Below are 20097 nucleotides of genomic sequence, written 5' to 3'. Positions count from 1 at the left end.
GCTTCGGCGGGTTTTTTCTTGCCCGGGATTTGAGCGCAACGGTCACTTCGCCTGATGGATCCGGTGATTGCTGTAAGCGCCATCGCTGCCTAGGCTGGGTGCATCGCACAAGGAGTTCGCCCATGTCCGCACCGCTGGCCTCACTCAAGATTCTGGATTTCTCGACCCTGTTGCCGGGGCCGTTCGCCTCGCTGCTGTTGGCGGACATGGGCGCCGAGGTGCTGCGCATCGAATCGCCGACGCGCCTGGATCTGCTGCGGGTGTTGCCGCCACATGATCAGGGAATGTCGGCCAGTCACGCGTATCTCAACCGCAACAAGCGCAGTCTGGCGCTGGATCTGAAACAGCCAGAAGCACTTGAAGTGGTCAAGCAACTGCTCGCCGATTACGACATCGTCCTGGAGCAGTTTCGCCCCGGCGTGATGGAGCGCCTGGGCCTGGGTTATGAGGCTCTGAAAGCAATCAACCCGAAGCTGATTTACGTGTCGATCACCGGTTACGGCCAGACCGGCCCGTACAAGGATCGCGCCGGTCACGACATCAATTATCTGGCGCTGGCCGGGCTCGCCAGCTACACCGGCCGGGCTGACAGCGGGCCGCTGCCGCTGGGCATGCAGGTGGCGGATGTCGCTGGCGGTTCGCTGCACGGGGTGATCGGCTTGCTGGCGGCGGTGATTGCTCGCCAGCAGAGCGGGCAGGGCACGCATCTGGATGTGAGCATGACTGATTGCGCGTTCAGCCTGAACGCCATGGCCGGCGCCGGGTATCTGGCCTGTGGTGAGGAGCCGGGCTGGGAAGACCAGATGCTCAATGGCGGCAGTTTTTATGACTACTACCGATCTCGCGATGGGCGCTGGATGTCGGTGGGCAGTCTTGAGCCGGGATTCATGCAGCCATTGTGTGCGGCGCTGGGCCGGCCTGAGTTGGCGGCGCAAGGCTTGTCACCCAAACCGGAGCAACAGCAGGCGCTGAAGGAGGCGTTGAAGGTCGAGTTCGAGAAGCATGACTTTGCAGAGCTGTGTGCGTTGTTTGCCGGGATTGATGCGTGTGTCGAGCCGGTGTTGAGTCTGAGCGAGGCAGTGAAACATCCGCAATTGCAGGCGCGGGAGCTGGTGACGCAGGTGCCGCGGGGGGATGGGACGATGCAGGCGCAGATTGCTTGTCCGTTGAAGTTTTCCGAGGATTTGCCTGCTCCCCGGCATGTCGGGGCGGGGTTGGGGCAGCATACGGATCAGGTGTTGGGGGAGTTGGGGTTTAGTGCTGAGCGGATTGCTGAACTGCGCCGAGCCAAGGTCATTCTCTAGTGTCTGTACCTGCCCTTTCGCGAGCAGGCTCGCTCCCACAGGTGACTGAATTCCAGGGTGGGAGCGAGCCTGCTCGCGAAGAGGTCAATGTGAAGGACACAAACCTCAATTATTCCACCCGCATCTCACCACTGAACACCAAGGTATTCCGGCAGCGGCGACACAAATACCGCCGCCCCTGCCTGACCAGGCTATGGCGCTGCGCCGAAAACGGGAAATCACTGTCCGCGCATGGGCACTTGTAGATGTAGCGCGTCACGCTGCGGCGTTTGATTGCGTAGGTGTGGCAGCGATCCGGCGGCAGTTCGTAAACGCCGCGCATGATCAGTTGCCACTCCTCGCCGTGGGGCTGGATGCGGTCGCCGAACAACTGATGGGCGATCAGGTGCGCGACTTCATGGGCCACGGTCTGCTTGAGGAAGTGTTCGGTGTTTTCCCGGTACAGCTGCGGGTTGAAGCGCAGCAGGTTCTCGTGCAGATGCGCGACCCCGGCTTTTTGCCCGCGCAGCTTGAGACTCACCACAGGGCGTTGGAAATGACGTTTGAAAAAGGATTCAGCGAGTTGGTAACAGTCTTCGACGCGGGTATTGAGTTGCTCGGGCATGCTTGATGGATCTCCAGAGGCGTCGAGTATGCCGCAACCCTCAGGACTTGCGAATCGCTGAACTGCCGAATGGTCATCCTCCACACGAGAAGGCCGCCTTGCGGCGGCCTGTATTGGCAGATCTTGTTTTTCTCGGTGAGTCATTGCGCTAGTTGGTATAGACGGGCCCCACGCCCAGTCCCCAGACGATCACGGTGAACGCCATGATGGCCACCAGCACCACCAGACCCACCGCCAGCACTGAGCTGGAAAACAGAAAGCCTTCATCTGACGGAATATTCATGAAGGTCGGCAACCCGACATACAGTAGATACACGGTGTAGCAGATGGCGGCCGTGCCGACGATCATCCCCAGCCACATGTGCGGATATAGCGCTGCCAGCCCGCCGACAAACAACGGTGTCGCGGTGTACGTGGCAAACGCCACGCAACGGGCCAGGCTCGGGTTGGCGTCATAAGTGCGGGCCATCCAGTGCACAAAGGCGCCCATGACCGCGACACCGCCGAGCATTGCCAGGTACGACATGACCGTCATCCAGATGGCGCTTTCAACGGTGAGCATGACCGGCGCGCGGTTGCCGATCACCCAGCCGACCTGCGTGGTGCCGATGAAGGCCGACACGGCCGGGATTGCCGCCAGAATCAGCGTGTGCGTGAGATACATGTGGCTGATGCTTTCCTCTTGGTCGCCACGGATTTCCTTCCATTCCTGATCGGGGTGGGTAAAAAGTCCCACTACGTGATGGATCATGCCAGTCACTCCTCTTGTTATTGCCGTCGCCCCCCAGCGGAGCGCTTTCGGGCCAATGAGGCCGAGCAAATTCAGGTCTTCAGATGTATGCGACCTTATGTCGCAGTATAGAAAGGTCTTAACCGCACAGGCACTAGGGGCTTAGAGCAAATCGCGCTGTAAACGCTGGGCTTAATCGCCGCAGGGTCTTGGCATCAGCTCTGTTTTATCTTTGAAATACATTTGTGGTGAGGGGATTTATTCCCGATGGGGTGCGGAGGAGCCCCAAAACCTCAGAACTCTATTTTCCCGATACTTCCCGTTGGATGGCTTGACGACTGCTGCGCAGCCGATCGGGGATAAATCCCCTCGCCACAGAGGGCAATGCAGACCTCGGAAGAATGGGACAGACCCGCGGCCCTTCGCCCCCACGACGTTTTTGCGTAAAATGCCCGCCTTTCGTCACACCTCACGGATTTCGCGTCATGGGCACTCTTTCGGTCAACCAGAACAAACTGCAAAAGCGCCTGCGCCGCCTGGCCGGCGAAGCTGTTGCCGACTTCAACATGATCGAAGACGGCGACAAGGTCATGGTCTGCCTGTCCGGGGGCAAGGACAGCTACACCATGCTCGACGTGCTGATGCACCTGCAGAAGGTTGCACCGATCAAGTTCGAGATCGTCGCCGTGAACATGGACCAGAAGCAGCCGGGCTTCCCCGAGCACGTGCTGCCGGCCTACCTCAAAACGCTGGGCATCGAGTACCACATCGTCGAGAAAGACACCTACTCGGTGGTCAAGGAGCTGATTCCGGAAGGCAAGACCACGTGCTCGCTGTGCTCGCGTCTGCGTCGCGGCACGCTGTACACCTTTGCCGACGAAATCGGCGCGACCAAAATGGCCCTCGGTCATCATCGCGACGACATCGTCGAGACGTTCTTCCTCAACATGTTTTTCAACGGCAGCCTCAAGGCGATGCCGCCGAAGCTGCGCGCCGATGATGGCCGCAACGTGGTGATCCGTCCGCTGGCGTACTGCAACGAGAAAGACATTCAGGCTTACTCTGACTTGAAGGAATTCCCGATCATCCCGTGCAACCTCTGCGGCTCGCAGGAAAACTTGCAGCGTCAGGTGGTCAAGGAAATGCTCCAGGACTGGGACCGCAAGACCCCGGGCCGTACCGAAAGCATCTTCCGCAGCCTGCAGAACGTGGTGCCGTCGCAACTGGCCGACCGCAACCTGTTCGACTTCACCAGCCTCAAGATCGACGAAACCGCGGCGTCGCGCTTCGTCAATGTCGTGAACCTCTGACGGTTTCGGCAGCTCTGACTTACGGCGCTTGCGGGCGCCGTTTTTATTTTCATTTCAAGGAGAGGGCATGCGCGATTACAAGTGGCTGCACGAATACTGTCTGAACCGCTTTGGTTCAGCGGCTGAACTGGAAGCCCATCTGCCCGTTCCCAAGACCCCGGCACAACTGCGCAGGATCAGCGACGACCGTTACCTCTCGACCATGGCCCTGCGTGTGTTTCGCGCCGGGCTCAAGCACAGTCTGGTGGACGCCAAGTGGCCGGCCTTCGAAGAAGTGTTCTTCAAGTTCGATCCGGAAAAAGTCGTACTGATGAGTGCCGAACATCTTGAGCGGCTGATGCAGGATGCGCGGATTATTCGTCATCTGGGCAAGCTCAAGAGTGTGCCGCGCAATGCGCAGTTCATTCTGGATGTGGAGAAAGAGAAGGGCAGTTTCGGCGCGTTGATCGCCGACTGGCCGGTGACCGATATCGTCGGCCTGTGGACGTACCTGAAAAAGCACGGCCATCAATTGGGCGGGCTGTCGGCGCCACGGTTTTTGCGCATGGTCGGCAAGGATACGTTTGTACCGAGCTACGACGTGGTCGCTGCGCTGAATGCGCAGAAGATCGTTGACAAGGCGCCGACCAGTTTGCGCGATCTGGCGATTGTGCAGAACGTGTTCAACCAGTGGCATGAGGAGAGTGGCGGGCGGCCGATGAGCCAGATTTCGATGATGCTGGCCTACACCGTCAATCACTGAGACCGCGTCGCCCCATTCGCGAGCAGGCTCGCTCCCACAGGGGGAATACATTTCAAATGTGGGAGCGAGCCTGCTCGCGAAGGCGTCAGATCAGGTGACGCTGATCTCGCCTTCACCTGCCAACTTGCGATTCAACTGGTACCGCCACCGCACATACAGCAGCGCCGAGCAGAACACCGCCAAACTCGCGAGCATCTCCAGCACACCAAACCAGTGTCGGTTCGGGTCATACGCCGCCAGTGCGCCTTTGATGAAGTACAGATTCACCACAAAACACATCCACGAATGACCGCGGGCACTGCCCATGATCATCGCCGGGGCGAGGACGAGCCACGGGATCAGTTCGACCAGCAGAATCACCCACGGTCGCGCGCCATGCAGGTCGGCGAATATCAGGTAGTAAGCGGCGAGCAATCCGGCCAGGGCAAAAAAGCTCAGCAGGCTGAGCACCCGCATCGCTTTTACCCGCGGCTCAAGCCACTCGACGGAGGGCAGGACTTTCGGCTTCTTCGCCACGTCAGCCCTCCAGTTTCTGTGCAGTCTTGGCCAGACGCAGGCCAAGCGCTCGGCACAGCGCCACTTCGTGCTGATCGAGACCGCTTTTGCCATCCGCCCCGGCGTGATGGCTGGCACCGTAAGGCGTACCGCCGCCCTGGGTTTCCAGCAGCGCCGACTCACTGTAAGGCAGGCCGGTGATCAGCATGCCGTGGTGCAGCAGCGGCAGCATCATCGATAGCAGGGTGGTTTCCTGGCCGCCATGCAGGCTGGCGGTGGAGGTGAACACCCCGGCCGGTTTGCCGACCAGCGCCCCGGTCAGCCACAGGTTGCTGGTGCCGTCGAGGAAGTATTTGAGCGGCGCGGCCATGTTGCCGAAGCGGGTCGGACTGCCCAGCGCCAGACCGGCGCAGTTTTTCAGATCATCGAGGGTTGCGTAGAGCGCGCCTTCGTCCGGGATGTCCGGGGACACCGCTTCGCACTCGGTGGAGATCGCCGGCACGGTGCGCAGACGCGCTTCCATGCCTGCCTGCTCAACGCCGCGAGCGATCTGCCGCGCCATCTCGTTGGTCGAGCCGTTGCGGCTGTAATACAGAACGAGAATGTACGGCGCGCTCACGGCAGCAACTCCAGGATCTGCTCAGGTGGACGGCCAATGACGGCTCTGTCGCCGACTTCAAGAATCGGACGCTCCATCAGCTTGGGATGGGCCGCGATCGCTTCGACCAATTGTTTCTCGGTGAGACTGGCGTCTGCCAGGTTCAGGGTTTTGTATTCATCTTCCCCGGTGCGCAGCAGTTGTCGCGCAGTGATCCCGAGTTTGCCAAGCAGGGCCTTGATTTGCGCGGCATCCAGCGGGGTTTCGAGGTAGCGCACAATGGTCGGGGTCAGGCCGCGGGCTTCAAGCAGTTCCAGTGCGCCGCGGGATTTCGAGCAGCGCGGATTGTGATAAAGCGTCAGATCGGTCATGGCGGGTCGCTTCTGGCGTAAAGTGGCGGCTATTCTAACTGTGCAGCGCGCAATCCAGAACCTTCAGAGGCGATGGGTCGCAGGCGCATTCAAATTTTCACAAGGAACACGACATGACACGGCGATTGGCAGCAGCATTGACGATAATCGGGGCGTTGATGCTGGGGGGCTGCGGCAACGACTATGGCATTGACCAGAACGGTCAGAAGGTTGCGTCCGAGCGCCTCGACAAACAATGGGTGGTGCTCAATTACTGGGCTGAATGGTGTGGACCGTGCCGGACCGAGATCCCGGAACTCAATCATCTGGCCGATGAGCTCAAGAGCAAAAACGTCGGTGTGTTCGGGGTCAACTTCGACAACGTGCAGGGTGAAGAACTGAAGAGCGCCAGCGAGAAACTGGGCATCAAGTTCACCGTGCTGGCGCAGGATCCGGCGGAGCTGTTCGACTTGCCGCGCAGTGAGGCCTTGCCGGTGACGTACATCATCGACAACAAGGGCAAGGTGCGGGAACAGTTGTTGGGCGAGCAGACGGCGGCGGGAGTGATGGCGAAGCTACAGGCGTTGCAGTCGACCCAGTAGGTCATGAAAAAAAGATCGCAGCCTTCGGCAGTTCCTACATGGATTGAGTACACCTTGTAGGCGCTGCCGAAGGCTGCGATCTTTTTTGTGGCTGAATGATCAACCCTCTTCCAGCCACCACCGCAAAGGCTTGCCTTGGGCCGGCCAGAAGCGCATCTGCTCGATCGGCGAGATGTCCCAGCGCTGCACGCCTTCCAGCGCTTGCAGGAAGCGTTCTTCCTGCTCCATCAACGCCGGCGCGCACAGCTTGCGGGTCTTGCCGATTTTGCCGAAAGTCAGCTTGTCGCCATCCAGCGTGTACGGCGCGAACCAATGGTTGCAGCCGCCGTTGCCATAGGCGCGACCATCATCGCCAAGGGTCACGGTCAGATGGCTGTAATCCATCAATGGCCGCTCGCCGATCCACTCCAGAATGTAGCTGCGGTTCTGTTGCAGTTGCACAGGCTCTGCGGCGCAACCCGCCAGGCCAACACCGACCAGAACGGTCAGGGCAAGGCGTTTCATCACGCAGGCTCCTGGCATTTCGGGCACAGGTGCTTGTCGCCAACGGCTTTCCAGCCCAGCTCGGCGATGCGCGCAGTGGCGGCCGGTTTTTCTGCGTTTTTACCCAGTTTGGCGTCCACGGCGAATTCAAAGCTGAGCTCTTTGGCGCAGCTGTCGCAGTTGACCTGCCAGGTATGAATGGCCAGTTCGCCGAACACCGGGCCTGTGGTCATCGCGGTCCATTGGCCCGGCGGATTGATCAGGTGGCGGACGGTTTCGACGGTCAGGCGCATGGACAAGTCCTTGCTGCCTTTGAGGGTGACCAACAGGGCGTCACCGATGCGGATCGAGCCACCGTTGCCGGTGACCTGATAGCGGCCCGGAACGAGGGCGCGGCATTCGGTGAGGGTGTGTTGCGGGTTCATCAGGTTGTAGCGGAAATCGTGTTCGACCATGGGTCCTCCAAATATGCGCGACATGCTAGCACGGGCCACGTTGCAGAATGATGTGCGCTTGCGACCTTCGATCCGGTTCAAATCGACCGGCGCACATGGCAAACTGCCGCCCTCGACTCTGAAGGAACGGAACATGGCGCTGATCGAATGTTATGAATGCAAGCGGAGCATCAGCTCCGAAGCCCAAGCGTGTATTCATTGTGGAGCTCCGATGGCGGAGCAGCCGGCCCACGCACAAGCGCAGGCAGCAGCGGCACCGGCTCAGGCGTCGACGATTTCCTTCGGCAGTCTGCCGCGCAACCGGGCTGTGCCCGAGGCGGTTGTCCCTCACGCGCCAGAGCCTTTACCGAAAGTCATGCCGGCCGCAGCGGGGCGTCGGCGTCGGCAACAGGCCGAAACGGTTGCGCCGCAAATCAATGAAGATGGCAGCCGTCCGGTGGAAGGCTGGCTGAAGATCATGGTGTTTCTGCTGCCGATGGTGTTCGTCTGGTTTCTGCTGCGCAGTGGTCACTCGGCGAAGCAGCGTTTGTTCGGCTTCGGCTGGCTGGCGCTATTGATTCTGGCGTCCTCGCTGTCGCCGAAATAAGCGTCAACCCTCGACTTGGTTCTGCGGCGACCCCGCCGCCCAGGTCGCGATGTTGTGCAGGGTGGTCGCGGCAATCGCGCCCAGCGCCTCGTGGGTCAGAAAGGCCTGGTGCGCGGTGATTATCACGTTGGGAAAGGTCAGCAAACGCGCCAGCACGTCGTCCTGCAATGGAAGGTCGGAACGATCCTCGAAAAACAGCTGCGCCTCTTCTTCATACACATCCAGCCCCAGATAGCCGAGCTGACCGTCCTTCAAAGCGTCGATCAGTGCTGGCGTATCGACCAGTCCGCCGCGACCGGTGTTAATGAGCATGGCACCCGCTTGCAGGTGCGCCAGTGAATCGCGGTTGATCAGGTGTTTGCTCTGCGCGTTGAGCGGGCAGTGCAGGCTGATGATTCGCGACTGCGCGAGCAATTCCGGCAGGCTCAGATAACGCGCGCCCAATGCCAGAACGTCGGGATTCGGATACGGGTCGTATGCCAGCAACTCACAGCCGAAACCGTGCATGATTTTCGCGAATGTGGCGCCGATCTGCCCGGTGCCGACGATGCCGACAGTTTTGCCCACCAGATCGAAACCGGTCAGCCCGTGCAGCGTGAAATCGCCCTCACGGGTGCGGTTGTAGGCGCGGTGCAAGCGACGGTTGAGGGCGAGAATCAGCGCGACAGCATGTTCGGCAACGGCATGGGGTGAGTAAGCCGGGACACGCACCACGGCCAGTCCCAGGCGTTTCGCGGCGAGTAGATCGACATGGTTGTAACCGGCCGAACGCAAGGCGATCAATCGCGTGCCGCCGGCGGCCAGACGTTCCAGCACCGCAGCACTGAGGTCGTCATTGATAAAGGCGCAGACCACTTCGTGTTGGTCGGCCAGTGCCGCGGTGTCGAGACTGAGCCGGGCCGATTGAAAGTGCAGTTCGAGACTGGCAGGGCAATCGGCGCCGAGGAAACTGTCTCGGTCGTAGGTCTGGCTACTGAAAACGATCGTACGCATGACATCCTCCTTGAACATGGACTCGGGTGGCATCACCCGAGTCCACTGTAGCCGGATCGGCGTTGGCCGGCATTGCGCTGGGTCAGGCGCTGATCTTCGCCTGCGCGGCGAGGCGGTTGATTGCCCGCTCCAGCTCATCCAGCGCTGTCGACGCTTTCGGATCTTCCTGTTTGAGCAGGGTTTCACTGCGCTGACAGGCCGCACGCAATTGCGGCACGCCGCAGTAACGCGTGGCGCCGTGCAAGCGATGCACACGTTCAATCAGGGCATTCTGGTCGTGGCTGTCGCGGGCGCTGCGAATGGCTTCGCGGTCGGCTTCCAGCGAAGCCAGCAACATCGCCAGCATGTCTGCTGCCAGATCCGCTTTACCGGCAGCCAGACGCAAGCCTTCCTCGTGATCGAGCACCGGCAATTCGTTGCTGCCCGCCGCGCTGTCGCTGACCCGCTCCGGTGCCTGATTGCGCAGGGCCAGGCCGGTCCACTTCAGCACGACTTGCGCCAGCTGCCGCTCGCTGATCGGTTTGGTCAGGTAGTCGTCCATGCCGCTTTGCAGCAGCGCACGTTTTTCGTTGGCCATGGCGTGGGCGGTGAGGGCGACGATCGGCAGCGGCGTGCAATGCCGCTCGCTCTCCCACTGGCGGATGGTTTCGGTGCTCTGGCGGCCGTCCATGCCCGGCATCTGCACATCCATCAGCACCAGATCGAAGGACTCGGTCTGCACAGCTTTCACCGCCGCATATCCGCTTTCCACGGCAAGCACTTTGGCGCCCATGTCTTCGAGCAGGGTCTGCACCAGCAAAAGGTTGGCCGGGTTGTCGTCGACGCACAGCACTTTCGGCGCGCGACTCGACAGGGGTTCGCCGGGTTCGTTGCGTGGTTGGCGCGGGTTGGCCAGATCCGACAGCGCGCGGCGCAGTTTGCGCGTGCAGGCAGGTTTGGCCTGCAACTGGCTGTGGGGATTGGGTACCGACAAATGGAACAGCGTCTGCTCGGTGGTCGGGCACAGCACCAGCACTTTGCAGCCGAGGTGTTCGAGATCCCAGATGTGCTGGTTCAGGCGCTCCGGGAGCATGTCGTTGCTGGTGATGCCGATGACCGCCAGATCAATCGCCTGATCGGTCTGGTGCGCGCCAGTGACGCCATTGGTCAGGGTTTCCAGTGTATTGAACGGCGTGACAATGAGGCCACAGTCTTCCAACTGATGCTGCAAGGCCTGACGCGCCAGTTCGTGGTTTTCCAGTACCGCCACCCGACGTCCGAGCAGTGGCGCCGAAGGCAGGTCTTCGGCGTCGTCGCGGGTTTTCGGCAGGCTCAGGCTGATCCAGAATTCCGAGCCTTCGCCCGGTGTGCTGTCGACGCCGATCTCGCCGCCCATCTGTTCGATCAGACGCTTGGAAATCACCAGCCCCAGACCGGTGCCGCCGGGCTGGCGCGACAACGAGTTGTCGGCCTGACTGAAGGCCTGGAACAACGCACGCACGTCCTGATTCGACAGGCCAATGCCGGTGTCCTGAATACTGATGCGCAGTTGCACGCTGTCTTCGTGTTCTTCTTCGAGCATCGCCCGGGCAACGATAGTGCCTTCGCGGGTGAACTTGATCGCGTTGCTGACCAGGTTGGTGAGGATCTGCTTCAAGCGCAGCGGGTCACCGACCAGCGACAGCGGCGTATCGCGATAGACCAGACTGACCAGCTCAAGCTGCTTGGCGTGAGCGGCGGGGGCGAGAATGGTCAAGGTGTCTTGCAGCAAGTCGCGCAGGTTGAACGGGATGTGGTCGAGCACCAGTTTGCCGGCTTCGATTTTCGAGAAGTCGAGGATCTCGTTGATGATCCCGAGCAGGCTGTCGGCGGACTTTTCAATGGTGCCGAGATAGTCGAGCTGGCGCGGGGTCAGTTCGCTTTTTTGCAACAGATGGGTGAAGCCGAGAATGCCATTGAGCGGCGTGCGGATCTCGTGGCTCATGTTGGCGAGGAACTCGGATTTGATCCGGCTCGCCTCCAGCGCCTCTTTACGGGCCAGATCCAGCTCGATGTTCTGGATTTCGATGGTTTCCAGATTCTGGCGCACATCTTCGGTGGCCTGATCGACGCTGTGCTGCAATTCTTCGCGGGCGTTCTGCAAGGTACCGGCCATGCGGTTGATGCCCGATGCCAGTTCATCCAGCTCCTGACTGCCGAGCGGCGGCAGGCGGGTTTCCAGATGACCGTCCTTGAGTTGCGCGACGGCCTGCTTGATCTGGCCCAGCGGCCGATTGATCGTGCGGCCCATGCGCAAAGCGAGCAGCGCGGCACCGGCCAGGCCGGCGGCGATCAGCAACAGGCTGGCGAACAGGCTGCGATAACCGCGCAGCAGCATGCCGTTGTGCGACAGCTCCAGTTCGACCCAGCCGAGCAGGCGCTCGGACTCTTCGGGGATCAGTTCGCCGGCGAGGTTGCGATGCTTGCCGAAGACCGGCATCAGATAACGGGTCGCGTCATTGCCGCTGCGCCGTTGCAGGTGCGCGCTGTCACCGCTGGGCGCCTGATTGAGCATGGTCGGGCCGGCGTGGGCCAGCGGCGTGCGATCCGGCGCAAGGAAAGTCACCGCGCGCATGTCCGGTTGTTCGAGGGACTGGGTGGCAATGCGCTCAAGCAGTTCGCTGTTGCCATGGCCCATCGCGGGCGCCACCAGCGGCGCCAGTTGCTCGGCGATCATCTCGCCGCGCTGCATCAATTGGCTCTGCAAGTCGGCCTGCTGCGTCCAGGTGAAATAACCACCCAGCACCAGCGCCATCAGGCTGGTCGGCAACAAGGTCAGCAACAACACGCGACCTTTGATTCCCAGTTTCTTGAGCACGCCTATCTCCTGCATCCCGCTGATCTGTTGACTCATGCGTGCATCCGGCACGCGACATGGGCGCAGTGTAGCGATTTGCTCGCAGGCAATCTCCGGAAAAATGGTGACGTTGTCGGTCCTTGTGCAGACGCGCGTTCGTCCGGCCGCTCAACCATGAGTTGCCCGATGCCTGGCAATCTTGAATAATCGCGCTCAACTGAGAATGACTTGCAGATACTCATGACTCCTGTTTCCGTTGGCCAGCCACGCATACTTTCCATTGAGGACGATCCGATCCTCGGTGCCTATGTTCATGAACATCTGGGCCGCAGCGGCTTTCAGGTGACCTGGTGCCAGAACGGTCAGGAAGGCTTGAGCATCGCCAAACGCCAGCCTTTCGACGTGGTGTTGATGGATATTCTGCTGCCGGGCCTGGACGGTCTGAACGTACTGACGCAATTGCGGCAGAGCCATTCGACGCCGGTGCTGCTGATGTCGGCGCTCGGTGCCGAGGCGGATCGCATCAGCGGTTTTCGTTTGGGCGCCGACGATTATTTGCCCAAGCCGTTCAGCATGGCCGAGCTGCATGTGCGCATCGAAGCGATCCTGCGCCGGGTGGCACTCGACCGCCGCCCGGCTGCCATCGCCGTGCCAGTGGCGACAGGCACACTGCATTTCGACGATGAGCAATGCGACGTTTTTTTCCGTGAGCAAGCGGCCGGCTTGACCCGCAGCGAATACCGTCTGCTGGAAACCCTCAATCGCAACGATGAAGAAGTGCTGAGCAAGGCCTTCCTTTATCAGCACGTCCTGCAACGCGGTTATGCGGCCCATGATCGCAGTCTCGACATGCACATCAGCCAGATCCGCCGCAAACTCAAGGCCATTGGTTACACCGAGCGCGAGGTGCGCACGGTGTGGGGCAAGGGTTACGTGCTGAGTGGCGCTGATGAAAGTGTCTGAATTGCCCGGGCGCCATTCGCTGTTCTGGAAACTCGCCTGTCTGCTGGTGGCGTTCTGTCTGCTGATGATCTGGCTGAGCTGGTCGTGGGGCCGGTATATGGAGAAACGCAACCAGTTCCTCTCCGATGAAGCTCGCGGCACCCTCACACGTTATGCCGCTGAAGCCGAGCGGGCGTGGCAGCGCGGTCAGCGTGACGGCGTCGATAGCTGGTTGCAGAGCATGGAATTGCGCGAGGCCGCTTGGGTCGGTGTGATTGGCGGTAATTTGCAGTCGCTGAGCAATGAGCCGCTGAACGAGCAGGAAGTCCAGCGCCTGACTTTTTTGCGTGGGCTCGATTGGCCGATTCACAAACAAGGTCGGCCATGGCTGCGTATCCCGTTTCCCGAGGAACCGGCCGCCGGCAGTCTGGTGATCGAATTGCCCGAGCGCTTCTTGCCGGGCAAGTATCGAGTGTTCTGGCGGGTGATTACCAACGGCGTGATTCCCGGTCTATTCACCCTGTTGCTGTGCGTCGGCCTGTATCGCTTGCTGGTGGTGCCGCTGAACAACTTGCGTGAGCAGGCAAATGCGTGGCGCGCCGATCAACTGAATGTGCGCTTGTCGAGTGGCATCACTCAGCGACCGGACGAACTCGGTGAACTGGCCCGGGCGTTCGACTCGATGTCCGAACGCCTGCAAAGCACCGTCGCGCTGCAGCAGCAATTGTTGCGCGACCTCTCCCATGAACTGCGCACGCCACTGAGCCGATTGCGCGTGGCCAGTGAAAGTGAGCAGGGGCTTGTGCAATTGCGCGAGCGCATCGGTCGCGAGGTCGACGGCATGCAACGGCTGGTCGAAGACACCCTGCAACTGGCCTGGCTCGATACCGACCGCTCGCCACTCCCCGACGAAGCAATCCAGATTCAGGCCCTGTGGGAAATGCTCACCGAAAACGCCTGCTACGAAAGCGGTTGGCCGAGTTTGCAATTGCAGTGCGCGGTCGACTCGTCGTGCTGGGTGCGCGGTAATCTCAACACCCTGGCGCAGGCGCTGGAGAACATTGTGCGCAATGCCATTCGTCATTCGCCGGTGGGCGGGATCGTGCGGCTGGATGGACGGCGGGAGGGCGATTACTGGCATCTGTGGCTGGAAGATCAGGGCGGCGGGGTGGCTGACGGGGACCTGGAGCGGATATTTTCGCCATTCACTCGACTGGACGGCTCGCGGCCGGGGGATGGCGGGTTCGGGTTGGGGTTGAGCATTGCCCGAAATGCGGTGCAGCGCCAGGGCGGGATGTTGTGGGCGGACAACAGCGGGGCGGGGTTGCGGCTCAATTTGCGACTGCTTGCTGATGACAGCGCTGTCAGTCCCGACACGATCGCTGGCTTGCCAGCGATGAGGCCAGTCGCATCGCCTCAACTCAAAAGTCTCACCGCTGGTGAGACTTTTGCTGCTTATTCCCATAAACCATAAGCACCGCACTTTGCGTGATATGGCCTGCGCGGGTTTGCCGGTATGATAGGCGCCCCCGCACGTCTGGATTGCGAATACGCCATGACCCTGCAGTACCCAACCATCGCCGATTGCGTCGGCAACACTCCGCTGGTGCGTTTGCAGCGCCTGCCCGGTGCCACCAGCAACACCCTATTGCTCAAGCTCGAAGGGAATAACCCGGCGGGTTCGGTCAAGGACCGTCCGGCGCTGTCGATGATCACCCGTGCCGAGTTGCGCGGGCAGATCCACGCTGGCGACACCTTGATCGAAGCGACCTCGGGCAACACCGGGATCGCCCTGGCGATGGCTGCCGCGATCAAGGGTTACAAGATGATCCTGATCATGCCGGACAACTCCAGCGCAGAGCGCAAGGCGGCAATGACCGCTTACGGTGCCGAGCTGATTCTGGTCAGTCAGGAAGAGGGCATGGAAGGCGCTCGCGATCTCGCCCAACGGATGGAAGCCGAAGGCCGTGGCAAGGTGCTCGATCAGTTCGCCAATGGCGACAACCCTGAAGCGCATTACACCAGCACCGGCCCGGAAATCTGGCGCCAGACCCAGGGCACCATCACCCATTTCGTCAGCTCCATGGGCACCACCGGCACCATCATGGGCGTTTCGCGCTACTTGAAAGAGCAGAGCGACACCGTGCAGATCGTCGGTCTGCAACCGATGGAAGGCTCGGCCATTCCCGGCATTCGCCGCTGGCCGCAGGAATACCTGCCGAAGATTTATCAGGCCGACCGCGTCGACCGCATCGTCGACATGGCACAAAGCGAAGCCGAGGACGTCACCCGGCGTCTGGCTCGCGAAGAAGGCATCTTCTGCGGCGTGTCCTCGGGCGGTGCGGTGGCAGCGATGCTGCGCCTGTCCAAAGAAGTTGAAAACGCGGTGATCGTCGCGATCATCTGCGACCGTGGCGACCGTTATCTGTCGACCGGCATTTTCGACGCGCCCAACTGATGGCCAAGCACGAGAGAGGCCTGCGCTTCCAGCCCACCGGCGGCAGCAAGGCCCCGCAAATCCCGACCGGCAAAAAGCAGCGCTTGAGCATTGAGCGACTGGCCAATGACGGTCGCGGCATCGCGTTTTTCGAAGGCCGCACCTGGTTCGTCCTCGGCGCCCTGGCCGGTGAAGAGATCGAGGCACGGGTGCTCGGCACCCATGGCAAAGTGGTCGAAGCGCGCACCGAGCGCGTATTCACCGCCAGCGAACTGCGCCGTCCGGCGCCGTGTCAGCACGCCGGCCGTTGCGGCGGCTGCAGCGTCCAGCATTTGCCCCACAGCGAACAGCTTGCCCTGAAACAGCGCATGCTTGCCGAGCAATTATCGAAGGTCGCCGGTGTCGAACCGCAAGAGTGGGCAGCCCCGTTGACCGGCCCCGAGTTCGGCTATCGCCGTCGTGCCCGCATCGCTGTGCGCTGGGACATGAAAGCCAAGACGCTCGAAGTCGGTTTCCGCGCCGCCGGCAGTCAGGACATTGTCGCGATCAGCGAGTGCCCGGTGCTGGTACAGCCCTTGCAACCGATCATGACCCGTTTGCCGGAGATGCTTCGCCGTTTGAGCAAGCCTCAGGCGCTGGGCCATGTGGAATTGTTCAGCGGTTCATCGCTGGCAGTGTTGCTGCGGCACATGGCGCCGCTGTCCGAGGCGGATCTGACGATTCTCAAGGACTTCTGCCAGTTCCATGAAGCGCAACTGTGGCTGCATGGTGAAGGTGAGCCGCAACCGGTCGACGCTGCGCAATCGCTGGGCTATCGCCTGGAACAGTGGGGTCTGGATCTGGCTTACCGGCCGGGGGATTTCATTCAGGTCAACGCTGGCGTCAACGAAGCAATGGTCGCGCAGGCGCTGGACTGGCTGAAACCGACCCGCGACGAGCGTGTGCTGGACCTGTTCTGCGGTCTTGGCAACTTCGCTTTGCCGCTGGCCAAAACCGCACGCGAAGTGGTGGCAGTGGAGGGCGTGCAGACCATGGTCGAGCGCGCCGCTGCGAACGCCGCTAGTAACAATTTGCATAACACAAAGTTTTTTCAAGCCGATTTATCCCAGCCTCTGGCCGATGCCGAGTGGATCGCAAACGGCTTTTCTGCGGTACTCTTGGACCCACCGCGTGACGGTGCTTTCGAGGTGGTGCGCAAGCTCGCGACCCTGGGTGCCAAGCGGCTGGTTTACGTGTCGTGCAACCCGGCAACGCTGGCGCGCGATACGGTCGAATTGATAAAGCAGGGCTACCGGTTAAAACGTGCCGGGATTCTCGATATGTTTCCACAGACGGCACATGTCGAGGCCATGGCGTTATTTGAAGCGAGCCAGGATGGCTCGTCTGAATCCGTCTGATCTGTCCGTGCCGCGCTCGCAATAGCCCCGCGAGCGCAAACGGGCGTTGAAGATCAGCGATTTGACGCATTGAATCTGCGTCGTAGGGAAGGTAAAGCAAGATGGTACAGGTGAGAGCACACCAGCCGATCAACACTGACGGCAGTATCAATCTCGAGGCTTGGCTCGATCACGCGGTCAGTGTCGATCTGGCACTGGATCGCGAAGCCTTGAAAGAAGCCTGCGAGTTTGCTCGCGAGGCCGAACAACAGTCCAATGCCAAGAAGAATCTGTGGGCCGAAGGCTCCGGCAGTTTCAGCGCCGGCCTTGAAATCGCCGAGATTCTCGCCGACCTCAAGCTCGATCAGGATTCGCTGGTCGCCGCTGTCCTGTATCGCGGCGTGCGCGAAGGCCAGATCGAGCTGGCGGCAATCAGCCAGCGCTTTGGCCCGGTGGTTGCCAAGCTGATTGACGGCGTGCAGCGCATGGCTGCCATCAGCGCCAGCCTCAGTCCGCGTCAGTCGATGGTCATGGGCACGCAAGGGCAGGTGGAAAACCTGCGCAAGATGCTCGTGGCGATGGTCGATGACGTCCGCGTCGCGCTGATCAAGCTGGCCGAACGCACCTGCGCCATTCGTGCGGTGAAAACCGCCGACGACGAAAAACGTAACCGTGTCGCCCGGGAAGTCTTCGACATCTATGCGCCGCTCGCGCACCGGCTCGGCATCGGTCATATCAAATGGGAACTGGAGGACTTGTCCTTCCGCTACCTTGAGCCTGATCAATACAAACAGATCGCCAAGCTGCTCCATGAGCGACGGCTGGATCGTGAGCGTTTCATCGCCGATGTGATGACCCAGCTCAAGGATGAATTGCAGGCTACCGGCGTCGACGCGGATATCAGCGGTCGGGCCAAACACATCTATTCGATCTGGCGCAAAATGCAGCGCAAAGGTCTGGAATTCAGCCAGATCTACGACGTGCGCGCCGTGCGTGTGCTGGTGCCGGAAATGCGCGACTGCTACACCGCGCTCGGCATCGTCCACACCCTGTGGCGGCACATTCCGAAAGAGTTCGACGACTACATCGCCAACCCCAAAGAGAACGGCTATCGCTCGCTGCACACCGCCGTGATCGGCCCGGAAGGCAAAGTGCTGGAAGTGCAGATTCGCACCCATTCCATGCACGAAGAAGCCGAACTCGGCGTTTGCGCGCACTGGCGCTACAAAGGCACCGACGTCAAATCCGGCTCCAATCACTACGAAGAGAAAATCTCCTGGCTGCGTCAGGTGCTCGAGTGGCATGAAGAGCTGGGTGATATCGGTGGCCTGGCTGAACAGTTGCGGGTCGATATCGAGCCGGATCGGGTTTACATCTTCACTCCCGACGGTCACGCCATCGACTTGCCCAAAGGCGCAACCCCGCTGGACTTCGCCTACCGCGTGCACACCGAAATCGGTCACAACTGCCGTGGCGCGAAGATCAACGGGCGCATCGTGCCGCTCAACTACAGCCTGCAGACCGGTGAGCAGGTCGAGATCATCACCAGCAAACATGGCACGCCAAGTCGTGACTGGCTGAACTCGAACCTGGGTTACGTCACCACGTCGCGGGCGCGGGCGAAGATCGTTCACTGGTTCAAGTTGCAGGCCCGTGACCAGAACGTTGCCGCCGGTAAAACCCTGATCGAGCGCGAACTGACGCGTCTCGGTCTGCCAGCGGTGGATTTCGACAAGTTGGCGGACAAGGCCAACATGAAAACCGCCGAAGACATGTTTGCCGCACTCGGTGCCGGCGATCTGCGTCTGGCGCAACTGGTCAACCTCGCGCAGCAGTTGGTCGAGCCGGAACGCGGCAACGAACAGTTGGAACTGATCCCGCGCAAAGCCACCGGTTACAAACCGGGCAAGCGTGGCGACATCCAGATCCAGGGCGTCGGCAACCTTATGACGCAAATGGCGGGCTGCTGCCAGCCGCTGCCGGGCGATGCGATTGTCGGTTACATCACTCAGGGGCGTGGCGTGAGCATTCACCGTCAGGATTGCGCTTCGGTGCTGCAACTGGGCGGGCGCGAGCCGGAGCGGATCATTCAGGTCAGCTGGGGCCCGGTGCCGGTGCTCACCTATCCGGTGGATATCGTTATCCGCGCCTACGACCGTTCCGGTCTGCTGCGTGACGTCTCGCAGGTGCTGCTCAACGAGCGGATCAACGTACTGGCGGTCAACACCCGCTCGAACAAGGAAGACAACACCGCGCTGATGTCCCTGACCATCGAGATCCCGGGTCTGGATGCGCTGGGGCGGCTGCTGGGGCGGATTTCCCAGTTGCCGAACATCATCGAAACGCGGCGTAACCGCACCCCTTGAAGATTGATCGTTGATCGTTCCCATGCTCCGCGTGGGAACGATCAAGATCGCAAAGGGTTGAGTGAGATTTTTATGTACAGCCTCGAAGACCTGCTCCACCTTATGAGCCGCCTGCGCGATCCTCAATACGGTTGCCCGTGGGACATCAGACAAACCTACGCGACCATCGTCCCGCACACTCTCGAAGAAGCCTACGAAGTGGCCGATGCCATCGAACGCGGCGACTTCGATCACTTGCAGGGCGAGTTGGGAGATCTGCTGTTTCAGGTCGTCTATTACAGCCAGTTGGCTCGCGAAGAAGGGCGCTTCGAATTTGCCGGGGTGATCGACAGCATCACCCGCAAGCTGATTCGCCGTCATCCCCATGTTTTCCCTACCGGCGATCTGTATGCGCCGCTGGACGTGCCGCGTTTGACCGAAGAGCAGGTCAAGCAGCGTTGGGAGGAAATCAAGGCCGAAGAACGTGCCGAGAAATCCGCCGCACCCGAGCAACTGTCACTGCTCGACGACGTGCCTGCCACGTTGCCCGCATTGTCGCGCTCGGCCAAATTGCAGAAGCGTGCAGGGCAGGTCGGTTTCGACTGGCCGGATGCCTTGCCGGTGCTCGACAAAGTGCGCGAAGAGCTCGACGAAGTGCTCGAGGCCATGTCTGAAAACGATCCCGTCGCGGTGGCTGACGAGATCGGCGATCTGTTGTTTTCCGTGGTCAATCTGGCCCGGCATTTGAAGGTCGACCCGGAAACCGCACTGCGTGGCGCCAACGGCAAGTTCGAAAGACGTTTCCGATTTATCGAACAGGCATTGCGCGACACCCACCGTCCCATAGAAGATTGCACCCTCGAAGAGTTGGACGCCCTGTGGGGTGAAGCCAAACGTCAGGAAAAGAATTTGCCTAGCTGCGGCTGAGCA

General features: G+C 60.8%; 20 protein-coding genes. 11 read left to right on the top strand and 9 right to left on the bottom strand.

The annotated features are described in order from the left end of the window. The first annotated feature begins 122 nt into the window (after nt 1–122). The gene (locus tag ACA074_RS20395; RefSeq protein ID WP_497677675.1) at nt 123–1304 is read left to right on the top strand and encodes a CaiB/BaiF CoA transferase family protein; all 1182 of its coding nucleotides are present in this window, start codon (nt 123–125) and stop codon (nt 1302–1304) included. Between the two features lie 109 nt (nt 1305–1413). On the opposite strand, the gene ACA074_RS20390 is transcribed toward ACA074_RS20395, so the two are convergent. Together ACA074_RS20390 and ACA074_RS20385 are read right to left on the bottom strand one after the other, a co-directional pair. Then, on the bottom strand, nt 1414–1908 hold the full coding sequence (locus ACA074_RS20390; RefSeq protein WP_025112945.1) for a SprT family zinc-dependent metalloprotease: 495 nt from the start codon (nt 1906–1908) through the stop codon (nt 1414–1416). A 148-nt stretch (nt 1909–2056) separates the two neighbouring features. Then, the gene (locus ACA074_RS20385; RefSeq protein WP_007917515.1) at nt 2057–2659 is read right to left on the bottom strand and encodes a Yip1 family protein; all 603 of its coding nucleotides are present in this window, start codon (nt 2657–2659) and stop codon (nt 2057–2059) included. A 464-nt stretch (nt 2660–3123) separates the two neighbouring features. Between ACA074_RS20385 and ttcA the strand changes: the two genes are divergently transcribed. Together ttcA and ACA074_RS20375 are read left to right on the top strand one after the other, a co-directional pair. Further along, nucleotides 3124–3948, top strand: a complete 825-nt coding sequence (gene ttcA, locus ACA074_RS20380; protein WP_497677674.1) for a tRNA 2-thiocytidine(32) synthetase TtcA — start codon at nt 3124–3126, stop codon at nt 3946–3948. 67 nt (nt 3949–4015) lie between these two features. Then, the gene (locus ACA074_RS20375) at nt 4016–4690 is read left to right on the top strand and encodes a DNA-3-methyladenine glycosylase I (RefSeq protein ID WP_187680902.1); all 675 of its coding nucleotides are present in this window, start codon (nt 4016–4018) and stop codon (nt 4688–4690) included. 90 nt (nt 4691–4780) lie between these two features. Here ACA074_RS20375 and ACA074_RS20370 read toward each other — a convergent pair whose 3' ends face one another. From ACA074_RS20370 to arsC, 3 genes are read right to left on the bottom strand one after another with little or no spacing between them, the layout of a single operon-like run. Continuing rightward, nucleotides 4781–5206 (bottom strand): DUF2069 domain-containing protein, encoded by a 426-nt coding sequence (locus ACA074_RS20370; protein WP_401271208.1) that lies wholly within the window; start codon nt 5204–5206, stop codon nt 4781–4783. A 1-nt stretch (nt 5207) separates the two neighbouring features. Further along, nucleotides 5208–5804 carry an NAD(P)H:quinone oxidoreductase gene (gene wrbA, locus ACA074_RS20365; RefSeq protein ID WP_187680904.1) on the bottom strand — a complete coding sequence of 199 codons (597 nt, stop codon included), beginning with the start codon at nt 5802–5804 and terminating at the stop codon, nt 5208–5210. Next, nucleotides 5801–6154, bottom strand: coding sequence for an arsenate reductase (glutaredoxin) (gene arsC / locus ACA074_RS20360; RefSeq protein ID WP_497677673.1), 354 nt, complete (start codon nt 6152–6154; stop codon nt 5801–5803). Before arsC ends, wrbA begins: the two co-directional genes overlap by 4 nt. 113 nt (nt 6155–6267) lie before the next feature. Between arsC and ACA074_RS20355 the strand changes: the two genes are divergently transcribed. Next, complete coding sequence (locus tag ACA074_RS20355) at nt 6268–6735, top strand: TlpA disulfide reductase family protein (protein WP_497677672.1); 468 nt, start codon at nt 6268–6270, stop codon at nt 6733–6735. Between the two features lie 99 nt (nt 6736–6834). Here the strand turns inward: ACA074_RS20355 and ACA074_RS20350 are convergent, their stop codons facing one another. Together ACA074_RS20350 and ACA074_RS20345 are read right to left on the bottom strand one after the other, a co-directional pair. After that, nucleotides 6835–7239, bottom strand: a complete 405-nt coding sequence (locus tag ACA074_RS20350; protein WP_187680907.1) for an META domain-containing protein — start codon at nt 7237–7239, stop codon at nt 6835–6837. Next, entirely contained in the window at nt 7239–7673 is a 435-nt protein-coding gene (locus ACA074_RS20345; protein WP_401271200.1) for a hypothetical protein, read from the bottom strand. The genes ACA074_RS20350 and ACA074_RS20345 overlap by 1 nt, the downstream gene beginning before the upstream one ends. Nucleotides 7674–7806: 133 nt before the next feature. Between ACA074_RS20345 and ACA074_RS20340 the strand changes: the two genes are divergently transcribed. Beyond that, a complete protein-coding gene (locus ACA074_RS20340) occupies nt 7807–8259 on the top strand; it encodes a hypothetical protein (protein WP_401271197.1) in 453 nt (150 codons plus the stop codon). 3 nt (nt 8260–8262) lie between these two features. On the opposite strand, the gene ACA074_RS20335 is transcribed toward ACA074_RS20340, so the two are convergent. Both ACA074_RS20335 and ACA074_RS20330 read right to left on the bottom strand, forming a co-directional pair. Further along, nucleotides 8263–9252 carry a 2-hydroxyacid dehydrogenase gene (locus ACA074_RS20335; protein WP_489878968.1) on the bottom strand — a complete coding sequence of 330 codons (990 nt, stop codon included), beginning with the start codon at nt 9250–9252 and terminating at the stop codon, nt 8263–8265. 82 nt (nt 9253–9334) lie between these two features. Further along, nucleotides 9335–12088: a response regulator gene (locus ACA074_RS20330; protein WP_489879130.1), complete on the bottom strand. Its 2754-nt coding sequence runs from the start codon at nt 12086–12088 to the stop codon at nt 9335–9337. 219 nt (nt 12089–12307) lie between these two features. On the opposite strand from ACA074_RS20330, the gene ACA074_RS20325 reads away from it, so the two are divergent. The 6 genes from ACA074_RS20325 to mazG all read left to right on the top strand — a co-directional run bounded on the left by ACA074_RS20325 (nt 12308) and on the right by mazG (nt 20094). Then, the gene (locus tag ACA074_RS20325) at nt 12308–13030 is read left to right on the top strand and encodes a response regulator transcription factor (RefSeq protein WP_401271193.1); all 723 of its coding nucleotides are present in this window, start codon (nt 12308–12310) and stop codon (nt 13028–13030) included. Continuing rightward, nucleotides 13017–14483: a sensor histidine kinase gene (locus ACA074_RS20320; RefSeq protein ID WP_497677671.1), complete on the top strand. Its 1467-nt coding sequence runs from the start codon at nt 13017–13019 to the stop codon at nt 14481–14483. The genes ACA074_RS20325 and ACA074_RS20320 overlap by 14 nt, the downstream gene beginning before the upstream one ends. An 81-nt stretch (nt 14484–14564) precedes the next feature. After that, on the top strand, nt 14565–15467 hold the full coding sequence (gene cysM / locus ACA074_RS20315) for a cysteine synthase CysM (protein WP_187680918.1): 903 nt from the start codon (nt 14565–14567) through the stop codon (nt 15465–15467). After that, nucleotides 15467–16843, top strand: coding sequence for a 23S rRNA (uracil(1939)-C(5))-methyltransferase RlmD (gene rlmD, locus ACA074_RS20310; RefSeq protein WP_497677670.1), 1377 nt, complete (start codon nt 15467–15469; stop codon nt 16841–16843). Before cysM ends, rlmD begins: the two co-directional genes overlap by 1 nt. Nucleotides 16844–16944: 101 nt before the next feature. Next, on the top strand, nt 16945–19188 hold the full coding sequence (relA, locus tag ACA074_RS20305; protein ID WP_401271187.1) for a GTP diphosphokinase: 2244 nt from the start codon (nt 16945–16947) through the stop codon (nt 19186–19188). Nucleotides 19189–19260: 72 nt separating this feature from the next. Continuing rightward, the gene (mazG, locus tag ACA074_RS20300; RefSeq protein ID WP_489878972.1) at nt 19261–20094 is read left to right on the top strand and encodes a nucleoside triphosphate pyrophosphohydrolase; all 834 of its coding nucleotides are present in this window, start codon (nt 19261–19263) and stop codon (nt 20092–20094) included. Nucleotides 20095–20097 lie beyond the last annotated feature (3 nt).

Source organism: Pseudomonas sp. LBUM1655, assembly GCF_059716085.1.
This window is presented reverse-complemented; position numbering and strand designations above follow the sequence as displayed.